At 45.6% G+C, this 18,100-nt stretch carries 11 protein-coding genes, 1 tRNA gene and 1 pseudogene; 7 read left to right on the forward strand and 6 right to left on the reverse strand.

All coding sequences use genetic code 11. The annotated features are described in order from the left end of the window. Positions 1-44: 44 nt before the first annotated feature. From IEW74_RS14155 to IEW74_RS14180, 6 genes are all read right to left on the reverse strand, one after another. Complete coding sequence (locus tag IEW74_RS14155) at positions 45-1,970, reverse strand: hybrid sensor histidine kinase/response regulator (protein WP_188666358.1); 1,926 nt, start codon at positions 1,968-1,970, stop codon at positions 45-47. Between the two features lie 143 nt (positions 1,971-2,113). Further along, positions 2,114-3,295, reverse strand: a complete 1,182-nt coding sequence (locus tag IEW74_RS14160; RefSeq protein WP_188666360.1) for an LbtU family siderophore porin — start codon at positions 3,293-3,295, stop codon at positions 2,114-2,116. A 200-nt stretch (positions 3,296-3,495) separates the two neighbouring features. Next, positions 3,496-3,571, reverse strand: a tRNA-Lys gene (locus tag IEW74_RS14165). A 268-nt stretch (positions 3,572-3,839) separates the two neighbouring features. Beyond that, a complete protein-coding gene (coaD, locus tag IEW74_RS14170) occupies positions 3,840-4,349 on the reverse strand; it encodes a pantetheine-phosphate adenylyltransferase (RefSeq protein ID WP_188666362.1) in 510 nt (169 codons plus the stop codon). A 46-nt stretch (positions 4,350-4,395) separates the two neighbouring features. Further along, complete coding sequence (gyrA, locus tag IEW74_RS14175) at positions 4,396-7,155, reverse strand: DNA gyrase subunit A (protein ID WP_188666378.1); 2,760 nt, start codon at positions 7,153-7,155, stop codon at positions 4,396-4,398. 226 nt (positions 7,156-7,381) lie between these two features. Beyond that, the gene (locus IEW74_RS14180; protein WP_188666364.1) at positions 7,382-8,911 is read right to left on the reverse strand and encodes an inorganic phosphate transporter; all 1,530 of its coding nucleotides are present in this window, start codon (positions 8,909-8,911) and stop codon (positions 7,382-7,384) included. Between the two features lie 293 nt (positions 8,912-9,204). Here IEW74_RS14180 and IEW74_RS14185 point away from each other — a divergent pair, with 293 nt between their 5' ends. The 7 genes and pseudogenes from IEW74_RS14185 (at position 9,205) to IEW74_RS14215 (ending at position 17,941) form a co-directional block, all read left to right on the forward strand. After that, entirely contained in the window at positions 9,205-12,810 is a 3,606-nt protein-coding gene (locus IEW74_RS14185; protein ID WP_188666366.1) for a response regulator, read from the forward strand. Between the two features lie 59 nt (positions 12,811-12,869). Next, positions 12,870-13,535 (forward strand): response regulator transcription factor, encoded by a 666-nt coding sequence (locus tag IEW74_RS14190; RefSeq protein ID WP_188666368.1) that lies wholly within the window; start codon positions 12,870-12,872, stop codon positions 13,533-13,535. A 53-nt stretch (positions 13,536-13,588) separates the two neighbouring features. Then, a complete protein-coding gene (locus tag IEW74_RS14195) occupies positions 13,589-15,031 on the forward strand; it encodes a mannose-1-phosphate guanylyltransferase/mannose-6-phosphate isomerase (RefSeq protein WP_229734374.1) in 1,443 nt (480 codons plus the stop codon). A 212-nt stretch (positions 15,032-15,243) separates the two neighbouring features. Next, positions 15,244-15,546, forward strand: a pseudogene (locus IEW74_RS14200) (integrase core domain-containing protein); the annotation flags it as partial. A 230-nt stretch (positions 15,547-15,776) separates the two neighbouring features. After that, on the forward strand, positions 15,777-16,634 hold the full coding sequence (locus tag IEW74_RS14205) for a class I SAM-dependent methyltransferase (RefSeq protein WP_188666370.1): 858 nt from the start codon (positions 15,777-15,779) through the stop codon (positions 16,632-16,634). 14 nt (positions 16,635-16,648) lie between these two features. Next, a complete protein-coding gene (locus tag IEW74_RS14210; RefSeq protein ID WP_188666372.1) occupies positions 16,649-17,527 on the forward strand; it encodes a class I SAM-dependent methyltransferase in 879 nt (292 codons plus the stop codon). Positions 17,528-17,665: 138 nt separating this feature from the next. Beyond that, positions 17,666-17,941, forward strand: coding sequence for a transposase (locus IEW74_RS14215; protein ID WP_188666374.1), 276 nt, complete (start codon positions 17,666-17,668; stop codon positions 17,939-17,941). Positions 17,942-18,100 lie beyond the last annotated feature (159 nt).

The raw sequence follows: 18,100 nt of genomic DNA on the forward strand, positions 1-18,100 counted from the left end.
AAAACACAAGCTTCTTATGCTATTATATTAAAAAATAACACTTTTTAAGTCACAAGATTGTTGAGTGCCTCTCTCAAATTAGCAGGCATAACAGGTTTTGTCAGTAAAGGTACATTTTGTATTTCCAGTTTACGAATTAAAGACGCTGCCGTCTCACCGGAAAGCACGATGGCAGGCACATTCACCCCGAGCTTGCGCCGCAACGACAAAATGACGTCCAAACCTGTTTCCTCACCGCGTAAACGGAAATCGGCAACAATCGCATCAAAGGGCAACCCCTGATCAACCTGCGTACAAAATTCAAGGGCTTCTTGTTCTGTCGCGGCCAGGAAAGTCACACACCCCCATGCCTCCAGCATATATTTTGTGGCGGTTTGAACGTCAATTTCATCCTCAATAAATAAAATGCGCTTTCCCTGCAGGACCGAACCGCCCGCCCGTGAAGTATTGGCCCGCTCACTTTCTTTGACCTCACAGGTCTGAACGTCAAAACTGAACATGGAGCCTTTTCCCAAGACCGATGTGAGCTGGATTTTCGTCTTTAAAAGTTTGGCAACCCGTTCACAAATTGCCAATCCCAAACCGAGTCCCTTACGGCGGTCGCGTTCCCGGTTGCCAATTTGGCGAAACTCCTGAAAAATGATTTCATGATCTTTTTCTTCAATACCGATGCCGGTATCCAGAACGCATATGCGCAAACGTTCTCCTTCGCGACGAGCACCGACTAAAATTCGACCGCTTTGCGTATAACGCACAGCGTTTGCGATCAGGTTTCGCAAAATACGATCAAACTGTAGGGGATCACTGAGAATCCAAAGAGATGATTTCACGAAAACAAGTTTCAATCCCTTGCTGGCGGCAATCGGTGCAAACTCGTCTTCCAAAGACTCAAAACACCGCGCCACGTTCACAGGTTCCAGCCTGACGGGAACCGCGTTTGCATCCAGCTTGGATATGTCAAGGATACCGGAAAACAGTTCATTCATGGTTTCCAAAGATGTCATAACACGTTCCAGAACCTGAAGCCCTTCTGGGCCGGGGATATGTTGTTCCAGAACCCCTAACAACAACCCGATGGCATGGAGAGGTTGGCGCAGGTCATGGCTGGCCGCTGCCAGAAACTGCGACTTGGCCAGACTTGCCAGTTCGGCTTTTTCCTTGGCCTCTTCCAATTGGCGCTGATAGTGCACTTCCTTGGTTAAATTATGAAATGTACACAGAAAAGCCGACAGCCCATCATAAAAAATGGGCGTACAGGAAAGCGTTAAAACCAAAATTTCCCCTGTGCGGTTACAGAAGCTAAGTTTGTAATCTTCGATCCCCTGCTGATCGATCAAGTTTTGACGAACATCCGCCGGTAGATCAAGTTCATCAAATATTTTCTGATTATTCTCCAGATTGAAAACGGCTTGTGCCGCCCGATTGAAAAACAAGACCCGGTCATCGTGTTGTTCGACCACAACAATCGGCATGGGGGACGCATTAAAAATAAAACGCAGATTTTCTTCACTTGCCTTATAGGCTTCGCGGCGCCGCCGATCCTGTGTGACATCAATACCGCTGCAAGACAAACCGACAATATCGCCTGTTGCCTCATCTTTTAACGGTTCGACAACCAGGTCAAAATATTCAGAATTTTCGTCCCCTGCGACTGTAGGCATCTCGACACGTTCGCCTCTTCCCGTTTCCAGAACCCGGCGTTTAATCGTCCCCATACGGTCGGCTAAATCTTTATCGAGAATGTCCCAGTCGGTCAGTCCGATGACATCATCCTGCACAAAGCCCATATGACCGTTATAGAGCCATGTGTAACGCAAATCCCGATCATGGTGACACATCGCCATCGGACTGAGGCGCAGAGCATCCAGAAAGCGTCTTTCGGAAAGGCGTGCACGCTCCACTTCCTCTTTTAATCGCTTATTTTCAGCTTCCAATGCCGCCAGTCGGTTATTTTGATCAGGTAATGTCATAAAAAAATGCGCTAAAGTAATCCGTAGATTTCTTTAGTCGCATATTTTTACCCGTTAAACCAGCTTAATTCGCGTAAAAGCAGTTTCCGGTTATAGGCAAAAAGCCCTGAAAAGATTTTTATCGTTTTCAGGGCTTTTAAGTTTTAGAATTCAACAGCCAGTTTTGCCGTTGCCGTATGGCCATCAGCACCTGTACCGCCTTCTGTCGTGCTGTAATCTTCATCCGCAAGATATTCTAACGTCAAAGCCGTTTTATCGTAAACTTCAACAGTTACCGCCGCACCCACACGTGTTTCCGGCAGGCTCAAAGCCAATGCTTCATCCGAACCTTGGTAAGTCGCCGCAAAAGTGGTCGGTTTACCCATAATTTCAGTTGCATAGGAGAGTTCCGTATTCCATGCGCGCGGTTGCGCCCCTTGACCGTTAAAGGCCAGTTCGCCAACTTTAAACGTATCCGTTGCCTTCACATAACCCGCATTGAATGTAATATCGGAAACCGTGACAGAACCGTTCAGGCTCATGCCCCCCACATAGCTGTTCAATGCGCTCGGGCCGGTCACAACATCGGTAACCCCATCAGAATCTGCAATGTTATTAATATACCCGGCACCCAATACATAAGTCAGACCTGCATCTTCACCTTCATAAGCAACATTTAAACCATATTGGTCGATGTTGTTGCCTTCCCCGGCTTGCTGTGTATCACCATTAAAGGCAAAACCTTCGACGCTAAAGCCTGCATATGTCGCACCGACCAAAATGGCGTTCTCTTTGGTTTCACCCAATGTTTTTGTAATCGGGTCAGAGCTCATCGCCGTATCATAATTGCCAAACGGCAAAGCCCATTTCCCAACTGTTGTATAGAGCGGGAAGTTTTCTTTGTTCGCAATCTCGATGGTTGCTTCATCCAACGTGATATTGTTGGAACCATCTTCATACAAGGCGACAATGTTTGTGGTCACGTATTCGTGCGGTTTTGCAGAAAAAGACAACTCAGCCTTTGCCAAGGACAAATCGCTGCTGTCGGCACCGGCAAAGTCTTCTGTGGATGTTGCTTCAAATTCCAGAACACCGCCGATTTGGACCGTATCCAAAAACGCAGGAGAAGCCTTTTCTTCTTCTACTTTCTGTTCGGTTTTCTCAACTTGCGCCTGAGTCTGTTTCAACATTTTATGAAGCTCATTCAACTGGCTCTGCTGCTTGTACAGCATAGCCAACAATTCTTCACGCGTTGGCTCAGCCGCCATTGCAGAAACGGACGTTAAGGTTAAGGCAGAAGTCACCCCCATGAGGGCAATTTTTTTGAATGGAAACGTTAATGACATTTGATTCACTTACCGGTTTGCTCAAAATTAAAAGGTTATAGATAACGATAATCATTATCAACAAGTTGCTTTTAATAAACATCACCCTCAATTGCAAGTGTTTTTCATAATCATTATCAATTAATGAAAGGAAAATCATATTTGATACACTCAAATCCCAAAACAAAAAAACCTCGCTTGAGTAAGCGAGGTTTTTTGAATGGTAGGCACTACAGGATTCGAACCTGTGACCGTTCGATTAAAAGTCGAATGCTCTACCAACTGAGCTAAGTGCCCTCATTTGAGGTGGTCCGTTGTACCGCTTGGCGGTGTGTCCGTCCCGTTTGGTGAGGCGGAACATAGTGGGGTCGAAGCCTCTGGTCAACAAAGAATTTTAAAAAAATGCATTTTCTTTTAAAAATATTTAGAAACAAATAGTTACAGACCCTTTTCTTGTACATTCATGACAAAAAAAAGCGCCGTTCTCAATTTAGCTGGGAATCTCGTTCAGTCGAAACCACGAGATCACCCCGTTTTGAAAACGGCGCATTGTTCTGATTCTATCCTATTCGTCCGTGTTAAAACGTTCCATAAGCTTTTCACGCACATTCGGTGTGACGAAGTTACTGATATCGCCCCCTAATTTGCCAATCTCTTTGACAAAGCGAGAGGAGATAAACTGACATTTATCTGAAGCCATCAAAAAAACCGTTTCGATATCCGGTTCCAAATGGGAATTCATCCCCGCCATCTGGAATTCATATTCAAAATCCGACACGGCACGTAACCCCCGCACAATGGTTTTCGCCCCTTGTGCCGCTGCAAAATTCATCAGCAAGCTTTCAAAGGGTTTGACCTCGATCGTGGCACCAGTACGTTCCATGATGGCAGAAAGCTCATGTTCGACCATTGCAACACGTTCTTCCAACGAAAATAAAGGGCCTTTGCCGCGATTAATTGCAACGGCGAGGATCAGGTGATCAACAATATTGGTCGCTCTTTCAATAATATCCAGATGACCGTTTGTTACCGGGTCGAAGGTTCCCGGGTAAATACCAATGCGCTTTTTAACCATGAGACATCACTCCTCAAAAGCATAACAGGCAGTGCGTAGAAAGCTTTTAGCCTTCCACGCCTTCGTCAGTGCCTTCCTGTATATCGGCAGTTTGTTCTGCCTGTTGTTCCATACCTTCTGTAGAAGGTGTCTCATTTTCGGATGTGGCCTCGGTGTCACCACCTTCCACATCTATATCAGAATCGTCACCCATATCCCGGAAACAGCTGACGGAGACAACGCTCTCCCCTTCTGCAACACGGAAGAGGGTCACGCCCTGGGTCTTACGCCCGGCAATACGGATTTGGTCAACGCCCGTGCGGATCAGTTGTCCGCCATCGGTCACCATAATGATCTCGTCTTCAACTTCGACCGGGAAGGAGGCTGCAACCTTGCCATTGCGTTCGGACATTTCAATATTGGCAATCCCTTTACCGCCGCGCCCGGTTGTACGATATTCAAAGGAAGAAGACCGTTTCCCAAAACCACGTTCGGTAACGGACAGCAGGAATTCTTCTGCCGCTTCCATTTCCGCGATTTGTTCTTCGCTCAGTCCTTCTGCAACAACCTCTTCACCACGGCGTTTCGCATTGGCATAACGTAAATAGCTGTCACGTTCTTCCGATGTCCATTTCCCGCCATGCAGGATCGACATACTAATCACGCGATCTTCGCCCTGCAAACGGATGCCGCGCACACCTGTCGAATTTCGCCCGGCAAAGACGCGGACATCTTCAACCGCAAAACGAATACACTGACCATTGTGTGTGGTCAGGAAGACATGATCTTCCGGTGAACAGACAGAAACGGCCACCATCGAATCGCCTTCGTCCAGTTTCATCGCGATTTTCCCATTGGCCTTCACATTTGTGAAATCGGACAACAGGTTACGGCGCACGCCACCCGATGCGGTCGAGAACATGATATGCATATCTTTTGCAATGCTCTCGTCTTCCGGCAGTTCCATCACGGTTGAAATGGTTTCCCCTTCATCCAACGGCAACAAGTTCACCATTGCCTTACCTTTGGATTGCGGGTTACCCAACGGCAGGCGATATACTTTCATTTTGTACACCATCCCGCTGGAAGAGAAGAACAACAGCGGTGTGTGGGTATTGGCGACAAAAACCTTTTCGACGATATCTTCTTCCTTGGTGCTCATCCCCGAACGGCCCTTACCGCCCCGGCGCTGTGCCCGATATGTATCCAGCGGTACCCGCTTGATATAGCCGGAATTGGTCACAGTTACGACCATATCTTCGCGCTGGATCAAATCTTCGATATCGTGTTCAAATTCCGCTTCCTGAATTTCAGAACGGCGCGGTGTTGCAAACTGTGTGCGCATATCCAACAATTCGTTGCGCATTAAGGTCATCAATTTTTCACGCGAACGCAAGATAGAAAGATATTCTTCGATCTCTGCACCTAGCTCACGTAAATCATTGGCGATTTTATCGCGTTCCAGACCTGTCAATTTGTGCAGGCGTAAATCCAGAATGGCTTTGGCCTGTGTTTCAGACAGTTTGTATTTCCCGTCAACAACCTGACGGTCCGGTTCATCCAGCAATTGGATCAACGGTTCAACTTCGCCCGCTTCCCACGCGCGTTCCATCAAGGCCGCACGTGCAATTTGCGGGTCAGCCGCCTGACGGATCAGTGCAATAATTTCATCAATATTGACAACCGCAACAGCCAGACCGGCCAATACGTGTGCTTTATCGCGGGCTTTACCCAGTTCATACACAGTACGGCGGGTGATAACTTCTTCACGGAATGCAATGAAGGCCTGCAAAATCTGCTTCAGGTTCATCAATTCCGGGCGGCCTTGGTTCAGGGCCAGCATATTCACACCGAAACTTGTTTGCAGCGGTGTGAATTTAAAGAGCTGATTAAGGACGATTTCCGGGTGATGGCCTTTTTTGATTTCGACAACCACACGAACACCGTGACGGTCCGACTCGTCACGCAGGTCGGAAATGCCTTCGATCTTCTTATCACGCACCAGACCCGCCATCGTTTCGATCATGCGGGCCTTATTGACCTGATACGGAACTTCCGTAATGATGATCGCCATGCGGTCTTTGCGAATTTCCTCGATTTCCGTGCGTCCGCGCATAATGACGGAGCCACGCCCGGTATGAAACGCGGAGCGCAAACCGGATTGGCCGAGGATAATCCCCCCGGTCGGGAAATCGGGACCGAAAACATAATCCCGGATTAAATCGTCAATCGACAGGTGCGGGTCATCAATGAGCGCACAACAGGCATCGATCAATTCCCCAAGGTTATGGGGCGGGATATTCGTCGCCATACCAACCGCAATACCGCCTGCCCCATTCACAAGCAGATTGGGGAATTGCGCAGGCAGAACACTGGGCTCAACCGTAGAATCATCATAGTTGGCTTTAAAATCGACCGTTTCTTTGTCGATATCGGCAATCAGGTTATGCGCAGCCTTATCCATACGGGCTTCGGTGTAACGCATGGCAGCGGGCGGATCACCGTCCATAGAACCAAAGTTCCCCTGCCCATCAATCAAAGGCAGGCGCATCGAGAAATCCTGCGCCATACGCACCATCGCATCGTAAATCGCGCTGTCGCCATGCGGGTGATACTTACCCATGACATCCCCGACGATACGGGCCGATTTACGATAAGGTTTATTGTACTCGTAACCACTTTCTTTCATGGCATAGAGAATACGACGATGTACCGGCTTTAGGCCGTCGCGCACATCCGGCAGTGCCCGGGAAACAATTACGCTCATCGCGTAATCGAGATAGCTGCTGCGCATTTCGTCGACGATAGAAACCGGTGCAATGTCCATACGTGATGGTGTTTGTTCGTTGTCGCTGGTCAAGTGACTAACCCAATCTGTTATATCTTCATTAAAAGCATGCTTTTCAAACGGATAAAACACACTTTCCTATTTGGGTGAAAGGTATAGCAATTTTCAAAATCAACAACAACCAATCAATGCCCTCTCCCCCAAAGAAAAACGGCCTTCATTCAACTGAAGGCCGTTTTAAGTAGTATTTTATAATCGTTTTGACTTACATCAACGTGGACATCATCCAATAAAGGATCGCCGCCAATAAGGCCGAAAGCGGTACGGTAATCAACCAGGCAGCCACAATCGTTGTTAAATGCTGACGACGAACCAGCTTTCGGCGGCGTGATTTTTCCTGTTTTTTGGTCAGGCGTTCCAACGCTTCACCCCGGCCTTTATCCACACCGGGTTCACCGGCTTCCGGTAAAACCTTCTCCAGACGTTCCCGTTTTTTCTTATTATTCAGAAATTCACGGAAGAAACCGACACCAAATACACCGCCAACCGCGATATGCGTCGAACTCACCGGTAACCCCAACGCAGAGGCGATAATAACCGTAATCGCCGCTGACAAGGCCACACAATAGGCGCGCGCGCGGTCCAATTTGGTAATTTTTTCACCGACTGTACGCACCAGTTTGGGACCAAACAACAGTAGGCCAGCCGCTATACCCAAGGCACCTACGACCAAAATCCACATCGGCAAGCCAACATTGCCCGTCATGTCCGCCCCACTGGCAACACCGACAACCGCTGCCAAGGGTCCAACAGCATTTGCAACATCGTTTGCACCGTGCGCGAAGGACAACAGAGCCGCAGAGAAAATCAACGGAATCGTGAAGAGATCACTAACTGCACGACGACGGTTTTCAATTTTTTCAGCCGCCTTGGCCACAACAGGCTTCACGATCACCCACGTACTGACAAAGAAAACAAGGCCGATCAGCATGACAACTTCGCCACTCGGCTTCCACAGCTTTTTCAAGCCCTTCATCGTCAGGTACATGGCAAAAGCACCCGCCATAAAACCAACAAGAACCGGAACCCATTTTTTAGCTGCCGTGACCTTATCTTCTTTAAAGAGAATCTGGAATTTAATCAGCGCAAGAAAGGCCGCTGCGATAATCCCGCCCATCACGGGTGAAATGACCCAACTTGCTGCAATTTTTCCCATTGTCGCCCAATTAACAGCCCCTAGACCCGTTGCCGCAATCCCGGCCCCCATAACACCACCGACTACAGAATGTGTTGTGGAGACAGGCGCGCCAATAAATGTCGCAAGGTTTACCCATAATGCAGCAGCAAATAAAGCCGACATCATAGCATGAATAAACATGACGTCGCTTTCCATCGCAGCCGGGTTGACAATACCCTTGCGTACCGTCGACACAACATCACCGCCGGCAATAATGGCCCCCGCCGCTTCAAAAACAGCGGCAATGATAAGCGCACCGGTCATGGTCAATGCTTTGGAACCAACCGCCGGACCAATATTGTTAGCCACATCATTGGCCCCAATATTCAATGCCATATAGGCACCCAGCAAGCCTGCTAGTACAATAAAGACCTGATTACTGGCATCCGCAACCTGGGTGAAGGCGAAGAATCCGACCATCACCAAAAAAAGAATACAAATACCGAATTTCAGATTCCCGCGACTAATTTCTTGTACCGCGTCTTCGAATCTACTGATGTTTTTCAACTCTTTATCGAGTTTCTTCAGATCACCGGATGGAAGAGGATTCTCAGCCATTTGAACACCATTCGCCCTATTGAAGTCAGGAGCTTGTAACTTTTACGTCATAAAAAGTACACAGCAAAAAATAAATGTAACAATAGTGTCATATTTTACTTACTTTAAATTGTAAAATGCGCAGAAAATTAACGCAAGTGGCAAATTAGAATTCACACAATCATATTGGTTGCGATTGAGTGTCACAAATTATTCACTCTCAACACTTTGCCATTGTCAGGCAATGAGATAGAGTGATCAAACGTTGATTAAAGAACACTCTGGCCCAATTCATCAAAAGCGTACAACAGACCATGCATCCACGCTTTCACAAGCTTCTTTTTCTTGGGTTAAGCATCATCCCCAATGCTGCACTCGCAAGTGTCACGCCGAGCGATACATCGCCCGAGACCCTTCTTATTCTCGTTCTTGCCATTTTGATGATCATCTCTGTTGCAATGCATTTCATTCCCCGACTTAAACCTCGCAATAACATCACTGTAAAATTAAAGCGATATCTCGGCGCAATTGAAAGCATGTCACACAAGTTGCAGCCCCATCTTCTGCAACCCTCGCCTGAAAACACCCCAGAAGAAACGATCCATTGGCTTTTGAAAGAAACTGCAAAAACGATTGATAGTGCACAAGTCAGTTTATGGCGTTTTGATGAGGAAAACAGCACCCTCACCCAATGTTATTGTTTTGAGAGCCAGCACGATAATCCCACGCCCTCTCTGCAAGTTTCCTCAGAGCTGCACCCGACCCTTTTTGCGACCCTTCAACGTGAAAAGGCCTTGAGTATTCCAGATATTAAAAACGATCTTCGCTCTATAGAACTGGATAAAATATACGCAAAAAATGACAGGCCGTTATCCGTATTGATGGTGCCTATTAATTTCGGACAAAAAACACACGGTATTCTGCAAATACATACCCGACGACAACACCGTCATTGGGATGACAGCGACCGACAATTTGCCAACGCCGTTGCGGATCTGGTTTCCCTTTATCTATCGACAACGGAATTACAAAAAGCACAAGAAAACTTAACCGATAACGAAACGAAATTGCGCGACCTTGTGGATGCCAGTTCCGATTGGTATTGGGAAACGGACCGTAATCATTGTTTTAGCTATTTTTCAGACCAGTTCACACGATTAACCGGCATTGATGAAACACAACTCATTGGAAAAACACGTCTCGACTTAAAACCGCACGCATCACAAAGCGCCAAATGGAAACAACATCTGGAAGATCTGGACAACCACAGACCGTTTCGCAATTTCCAATACACAACCCGTATAAATGATCGCGAAATCAGCGTCACCAGCAACGGCAAACCATTTTTTGATAAAAATGGCGAATTTGCCGGATATCGTGGTACCGGTTCCGATCACACGGAAAGCACCGTTTTCAAAGCCCGTTTTGAAGAGGGACTAAACGCACTGCCCAATGGTTTTTTAATGTGGGATTCTCAAGACCGTTTAATCATGTGGAACAATACCATCTTCGATATGTTCCCTGCCCTCACCCCTTATGCCAACAAAAAACCAACGTTTCTTAAATTGATGCAAATTTGTCATCGTGAAAAGGTCATTAAATACCCGCGCCCCTTTACCAAAACTTACGCAAAAGCCATTGTGCACGCACACCAAACCTGTGGCATTAACGAAGTTGAACTGACCAATGGACGCCACCTTCTCGTTCACGAACACAAAACATCCGAGGGCGGGATTGTGGGCATTTACACCGACATTACCGCGTTGAAAGAGCGTGAAAAGGAAATCCTTGAAGGCAAGAAAATATCCGAAACCCTTAGTTCTTGCAGCAACATCCTGTTTCATGCCCGCAACGAAAGTTTCATTCTTTCAGAAATTTGCCGCATTATCACCGACACCTTTCCCTTTGATACGGCGTGGATTTCTCTGTTCAATACAACAGGGCAATTACCGGAATTTCTAAAAGTGAATATGCTGCGTGGTCGTCAACTTCCGCTGACCTCCTATCGCCCGTCCAGCACACTAAAGCAGGCTTTCATCAAACAAGAATATATGATCCTGAATGAAAATCTTTTGATGCAGGCTTACCCTGACTTCAAAGCCTTCTTTCAAGACACAGGTGCACGCACGGCCGGAATTTTTCCAATTTGGATCGATACAAAACTCACAGGCTTTCTAAGCGTTGTATCAAGCGACCCGGGAACGTTCCATAATCGTTATATCAATCTTATGTCTGAACTTGCCAATGATGTCGGATATGGCCTGACCAGTTTGCGCAGCGAACACAGTCGATTAATTGCAGAAGAAGCCTTACGTGAAAGTGAAAGCCGATACCGCAGTCTGGTTGATATGTCACCGGATGCTATTTTGGTTTTGGACGAACAGCATAAAATCGTTTTCTCCAACCCCGAAGGTCATGTGTTGTTTGCCACCACAAACCGGGCGGAAATCTATCACAAATCCTTCTATGATTTTCTGGAGAAAGAACAGGATCTTTTTGCCAATGCGCCGCGCATCACCGATGATGACCCGACACAATTTATCGGGTCGGTCACCTTGCAGCGTATGGATGGTCGATTATTCGAAGCCGATATCACCGCCCGTCCGGTTTCTTATGCGGGCCTTACAACCCGGTTGCTCATTATCCGTGACGTAACCGAACGCAACCGCGTTAATGAACATCTTGCACAGACTTCCAAACTGGCAACCTTGGGGGAAATGGCCGCCGGGATCACCCATGAACTCAGCCAACCGCTCAACATCATGCGTTTTGCGGCTGAAGGTTCCTTGCTTAAAATGCAACGTGGCAAACTTGAAAAGGACGAAAGCCAGAAGAAATTTGATCTCATCAGCATGCAATGCGGACGCATGGCAGACATTATTGATCACATGCGCATTTTCAGCCGCAAAGATACCGGGGATCTTGAACTTTTTGATCCGACTTTAGTTGTTCGACAATCTGTGGATTTGATTGAATCTCAATTCCTTGCAGAAGGTATTCATTTGGATGTCCGCTATCCTGCCCATTACGCCATGCTAAACGGGCGCCCCATTCAGTTGGAACAAGTGATTCTGAACCTCGTTAACAACGCACGTGATGCGATAAATCAACGACACAAAACAGCAAACTGGGAAGAAGACGAGAATAAACAAATCATCCTGCAAATCACCTATGATCAGGCAGACCATAAAATCAATATTGCGATTACAGATAACGGTGGCGGCATTCCCGAAGATGCCCTTGCCAAATTATTTGATCCCTTTTTCACCACCAAAGAAGTGGGCAAAGGAACCGGTCTTGGGCTTTCCGTCAGTTATGGAATCATTGCCGCTATGGGCGGGACCATTCGGGCACGCAACATTCATAAGGGGGCGCGGTTTGATATCACCTTGCCTTGTGCCATCGAAGAAGAGGAAAAATTCTCTCCCCTGCGTCTTGCCGAAAAAATGGTCAACAAAAACACACCACTGCCAATCATCGAATTGACTGAGGATGAAGACGACGATCTGGATATGAACGCCGATGGCGCAAAAGTTCTGGTTGTCGATGACGAGATATACGCCGCCGAAGCCATGATGGAATATTTGTTCGACCAAGGATATCAGGTCAATATTGCAGGTGACGGCGAAGAAGCCCTAGAACTCTACGACATGGAAGCCGTTGATGTGGTCGTCACCGATATGCGCATGCCCCGCATGGACGGTTATGTCTTGATCCAGAATTTGAAAAAGCGCAATCCCTCCCTTCCCGTCATCGTTGTCACTGGGCATACCGGGATGGATGATGCCGATCAACATGACCTGAATACGCTGGCTTTTAAAATCCTCAAAAAGCCGGTCAGCCTTTCTTATTTATCCGAAAGCATTGAAGAAGCCCTGCAATCCGTCAACGAAAACAGGTTTTCTACTATTGAGGATTGAGAAATATATAATATTACAATATGATATGCACAATTATTGGTAAAAAAGAAAAAGCGCACATGAAAATTCTTATTGCAGATGACCACAATCTCGTTCGCGAAGGCCTTCGTCCCTTTCTTGAAGAGCTAAGCCCGGACGTTGAAATCATGGAAGCAGCATCCTTCGATCAGGCTTATGAAATTTCTCAGGCCAGTACTGGCTGGGGTCTTATTCTAATGGACCTTAAAATGCCAGGAATGAATGCCTTCGATGGTCTGGTCAAAATGTGCGAGGCCCATAAAGATGTCCCCGTTGTCATCTTATCCGGTCATTTCAATCGCCATGATGTTCTGGAAGCCGTTGAACGCGGCGCGGCAGGATACGTCCCCAAAACCATCAGCGGGTCCGCTATGGTCAATGCGCTCCGTCTGGTCTTGTCCGGTGAAAAATACATTCCCTCTGCCGCCTTTCAGGATACGCCTGAATCAAATGACGACAGCCCGATCGGGCGCAGTGCCACCAGCAACAACATGGAAAACGGCCCGCTGTCACGCTTAAGTGACCGTGAAAAAGAAATTCTCGGCCATCTAATTGAAGGCAGTACGAATAAAGAAATTGCCCGCAAACTCGGCTTACAAGAGATCACCGTCAAAGTACATTTGCGCAACATCTATCGCAAAATGGAAGCCGCCAACCGCGCCCAAGCCGTCCGCATCGCTTTGCAAAATGGATGGGAAAGCACATGACCTACATGTAGATATATCCATATTTTGTGTATCACTCTAAATGAGGTAATAACGTGATTTATCCAATAATTTTATGTGGCGGAGCAGGTTCTCGTCTTTGGCCAGCTTCCCGAGAAATGCACCCCAAACCATTTATACGCGTTGATAACAAAGAAAACTTTCTTCAAAAAACATTTAGACGAGCCACATCACTACCTAATGCTGGCGAAGTATCTTTTGTTACCAGTAAAAATTTCTTTTTTGAAACCAAAAACTGCATCACAGAAATAAATGATACAAATCATCCTTTCAGCATTCTTTCTGAACCCTGCGGAAGAGACACGCTGGCCGCAATTGCAATAGCAGTGGCACATATTTCTGCAAAACACGGTGAGAACGCAACAATACTCGTAATGCCTTCCGACCATTTGATTGAAAATCCAGATGCCTATATTCAAGCTGTTCAAGAAGCGTCTGCACTTGCTGGTGACGGACGGATTGTAACCTTTGGCATTACTCCGACTAGTCCTGAAACAGGCTATGGGTATATCGAATCAGACGGTAACAAGGTTTTACGATTTATTGAGAAACCAAACTATGAAAAAGCCGTTGAGTTCACTCAAGCCGCTCAAAAACAATTCCTCTGGAATTCAGGGATGTTTTGCTTTCTCGCGACAACATTGCAAAGAGAACTTAAGGAATATGCTTCAGACGTTTATGAAACAACTTCAGAATGCCTTGCTAAATCTTCTCTTGAAAAAACAGATCATTTCTCTCACTTAAAAATCGACAATAAATCTTTTCAAAATATCCGAAAAATATCTTTCGATTATGCAATTATGGAAAAGACAAAATCTGCTGCAGTTGTTCCTTGCAGCATCGGGTGGCGGGATGTCGGTGATTGGAAATCATTCAGTGAAATTGGTGATTGCGACTCGAACAATAATCAAACGACAAATGACAATATTCTTATCAATTCAACCAATTGCTTTATCCGCTCAACTAAGCGCAAAATAGCTGCTGTAGGTGTCGATAATCTCGCAATCATTGAAGAGCCTGATGCATTACTGGTTTTAAATAAAGATAACGCACAAGACGTAAAAAAAGTTTATGAACACCTAAAGGCAATTGGCTCTGAAGCCTATAAAAACCACACAACGGTCCATCGCCCTTGGGGTAGTTATTCTGTATTACTAGAAGCTCCAAACTATAAAATTAAGAGAATTGATGTAAAGCCTGGAGGCGTGTTAAGCCTGCAAATGCACCATCACAGAAGTGAGCATTGGGTTGTCGTTTCAGGTATGGCTAAAGTCCAAAATGGTGAAAACAAATTACTGCTTAGTGTCAATGAATCCACCTTCATACCTGCGGGTCACACCCACCGTCTTGAAAACCCAGGCGTGCTTCCTTTGCAAGTAATTGAAGTACAGTGTGGTCAGTATCTTGGTGAAGATGACATCGTTAGATTTGAGGACATTTATGAAAGAGCTGAGAACCCGTTTAACGAATTCAACTGATATCAAAATATAAGTAAGCAATGCGGCCACCTTTCAATTACCCATAAGTTTTTAGATTACTCATTTTTTGATTGACCTCGGTCGAATCGCCGTAATTCATTGCCTAGAGCAGATCCGTATGGCACTAAGTTAAGACGTTTTTCACATCGGTTAGATATGCAACAAAAACGAAAGGCTCAACAGTAGCGGAATTTTACTCCACTGCAATCAAACGATATGACCGCTACTGTGGGGGATTATTGCTCCAGGATTTACACAAAAAAACGAAAGTTAAACACCCGCAGACAAATGGCATTTGTGAACGCTTTCACAAGACTATTTTGCAGGAGTTTTATCAGGTTACATTCCGCAAGAAAATCTATGAAACCATTGAACAATTACGAAATGATCTGGACGAATGGCTGGATTACTATAACAATAAACGCACCCATCAAGGAAAAATCTGCTGTGGACGCACACCCATGGAGACCTTGTTGGATGGGAATTCAATCTGGCAGGAAAAGTTTATAGCTTAAACCCGACCTGACAGACACCCCATCAAAGCGGGTAAGCGTCAGATCAAGTCGCGACTTCTACAAATAATCAAAGCCCCGAGCCTTTCAATTGGAAAGCTGACCCCGATGAAATTATCGCCGCTGTCAAAAGAGGGGGCCAAACGTTGGAGCCAATCCACTAGACATCCCGCTCATCCAGTGTATTGTATAATTTCTATGCGTTATTCCATGAAATTGTCGATTGTAGTCTTATGTCTAATGTTTTTTCATCCGAGCTTACCGAACGGCTTTCTCACTTACACCAACTAATCTTTGATGCCTCTTATACCTGTGGGGAATTACAACATACCAAAGAACTTTTCGAATCCGGGCACGTTTCAGAATTCGATCTAGTCTATCGCATGATGTTATCAACCGAGTTTTACGAGAAGTCTCTTTCAAGATCTATTGAAAACCATCTCTATTGTATTCACAGCGCTAGGATCAAGATGATTCATGAACTACTGCCCGATGGTGATATCATTCTTGACCTTGGAGGAGCTAATGCGCCACTCTACCGTATGGGATACAAGTATAACTTCAAGAAACTCACACTTGTCGACTTACCAGAAGATGAACGCCATGAGCTCTATGGCAATGTGTCCTTAGATTCTGAAGGCGTGGAAGGCGAAGTTGTAATCCACTACTCTGACATGACAAACCTCGCACATATTCCAGACAACTCCGTCGATTTTGTTTGGTCGGGGCAAAGCATTGAGCATATCCCTGCCGCAGCAGGCATAATAATGTGTGAAGAAGCTTTCCGTGTATTGAAACCTGGTGGACATTTTTGCTTGGATACACCCAATAGGCTGATCACGGAAATTCACACTGCAACTGTAGGGGGCGGTTTTATCCATCCAGAACATTTTTTGGAATATACACCTGCGCAACTGAGAAAAATTCTTCTAGATACCAATTTTACGATTCAAGATGAATACGGTATTTGCGAAATGCCTGTCACAGCAAAGACGAAAGAATTTGATTACAAAGATTTTATTCGTGGCAATGCCATTTCGCGTAATATGGATGATTGCTACATCCAATATTTCCATTGTCGAAAGCTATAGAGGGAAAGTTTTCAATGACCTTGTTTCCAGAGCAAAACTATCCGATTTTCTATCCAGAAGGTTATGATGAGCAGGCCTTATTGTCCTATCTGTCAGCTTTTGAAATTAATGGAGAGCATCATCAAGAAATGGTTGAATACTTGAAATCTGATTTCAAACGATTTGTACTAACGTTGAACCTATTGATGCGAGTCAACGATGGCGAGAATAAAAAACTTCTGGAAATCGGTAGTCATCCGTTTTTTATGTCAATTTTGGTTAAAAAATTCACCTGTTTTAATTTTCAAAGTACCAATTATTTTGGCTTTGAAAACAGTGAAACCGAAACGCAATTTCACCGACATAAAGAAACAGGTGAAGAAATTGAGTTCCAATATGTTAACCATAGCATTGACCACTCTCCCCTCCCCCTTAAAGAGCAGGTGGATGTCGTTCTTTTTTGTGAAGTCTTAGAGCACTTGATCAATGACCCATTACACGCTCTGTTACGAATTAAAGAAGTCTTAAAAACGGGAGGTGACTTAATTTTGACAACGCCTAACGTAGCACGACTGGAAAATATTGCAAAAATGCTTGCTGGAGCAAATATTTACGATCCATATTCTGGTTATGGGATTTATGGGCGACACAATAGAGAATATAACAAGCATGAGCTTTATTTATTACTTAGCCAACTTGGGTTTGAGATCGTAGAAATGTTTACATCTGATGTAAACCCGCCTCATGCAACTTCTTATTTTGATTTAAACATTTTGAGAGATCACATTGAATTTCGAAAGAATGATTTGGGGCAGTATATTTTTTTACGAGCAAAGAATGCCCATAAAGCTGATTTGTCGCGACCTGACTGGCTTTTCAGAAGCTACCCATCAGGTGTAGTAGTCGCTACTTGATCTGACACTGAACCGCTTTGATGCGGTGACTGTCAGGTCGGGTTTAAGCTATAAACTTTTCCTGCCAGATTGAATTTGGACCCGTCCCCTAAAACTGGAGAGCACCTTCTGTTAAACTGAGATTTACAGGAGGAATAAATGAGTCTCAAAAAATCTGATGAATTTAAAAGCGAAGCCGTCCAGCTTGCACTGACAAGTGGCTTATCTTGCAAACAAGTTGCCGCCGATCTTGGCATCGGCTTTTCCACGTTGAACAAATGGGTTGCTAAACATAAGCATGACGATTTGATGTCAGGACCGCACGATGACCTTCATAAGGAACTGGCTCGCCTTCGCAAAGAAAACCGAATATTGCGGGAGGAGAGGGAGATTCTAAAAAAAGCGACGGCCTTCTTTGCGAGTCAAAAGCGATGAGGTTCAAGTTCATTGATGCGAAAAAGGCCGACCATCCGCTTGACCTGCTGTGCAAAGCCTTCAACGTCAGCCTCAGCGGTTATTATGATTGGCGAAAGCGGCCCATGTCTGAACGTCAACGCAAAGATTTGGTTTTGCTGACCAATATCCGCACAATCC

It is taken from the genome of Terasakiella brassicae, from assembly GCF_014641495.1.
GTDB lineage: Bacteria > Pseudomonadota > Alphaproteobacteria > Rhodospirillales > Terasakiellaceae > Terasakiella > Terasakiella brassicae.

What these genes read in the sequence shown, in the direction of transcription:
- gyrA (WP_188666378.1), bottom strand. Translation starts at nt 7,155, where the DNA reads ATGGACATTGCACCGGTTTCTATCGTCGACGAAATGCGCAGCAGCTAT.
- IEW74_RS14205 (WP_188666370.1), top strand. Translation starts at nt 15,777, where the DNA reads ATGTCTAATGTTTTTTCATCCGAGCTTACCGAACGGCTTTCTCACTTA.
- IEW74_RS14180 (WP_188666364.1), bottom strand. Translation starts at nt 8,911, where the DNA reads ATGGCTGAGAATCCTCTTCCATCCGGTGATCTGAAGAAACTCGATAAA.
- IEW74_RS14185 (WP_188666366.1), top strand. Translation starts at nt 9,205, where the DNA reads ATGCATCCACGCTTTCACAAGCTTCTTTTTCTTGGGTTAAGCATCATC.
- coaD (WP_188666362.1), bottom strand. Translation starts at nt 4,349, where the DNA reads ATGGTTAAAAAGCGCATTGGTATTTACCCGGGAACCTTCGACCCGGTA.
- IEW74_RS14210 (WP_188666372.1), top strand. Translation starts at nt 16,649, where the DNA reads ATGACCTTGTTTCCAGAGCAAAACTATCCGATTTTCTATCCAGAAGGT.
- IEW74_RS14215 (WP_188666374.1), top strand. Translation starts at nt 17,666, where the DNA reads ATGAGTCTCAAAAAATCTGATGAATTTAAAAGCGAAGCCGTCCAGCTT.
- IEW74_RS14160 (WP_188666360.1), bottom strand. Translation starts at nt 3,295, where the DNA reads ATGTCATTAACGTTTCCATTCAAAAAAATTGCCCTCATGGGGGTGACT.
- IEW74_RS14190 (WP_188666368.1), top strand. Translation starts at nt 12,870, where the DNA reads ATGAAAATTCTTATTGCAGATGACCACAATCTCGTTCGCGAAGGCCTT.
- IEW74_RS14155 (WP_188666358.1), bottom strand. Translation starts at nt 1,970, where the DNA reads ATGACATTACCTGATCAAAATAACCGACTGGCGGCATTGGAAGCTGAA.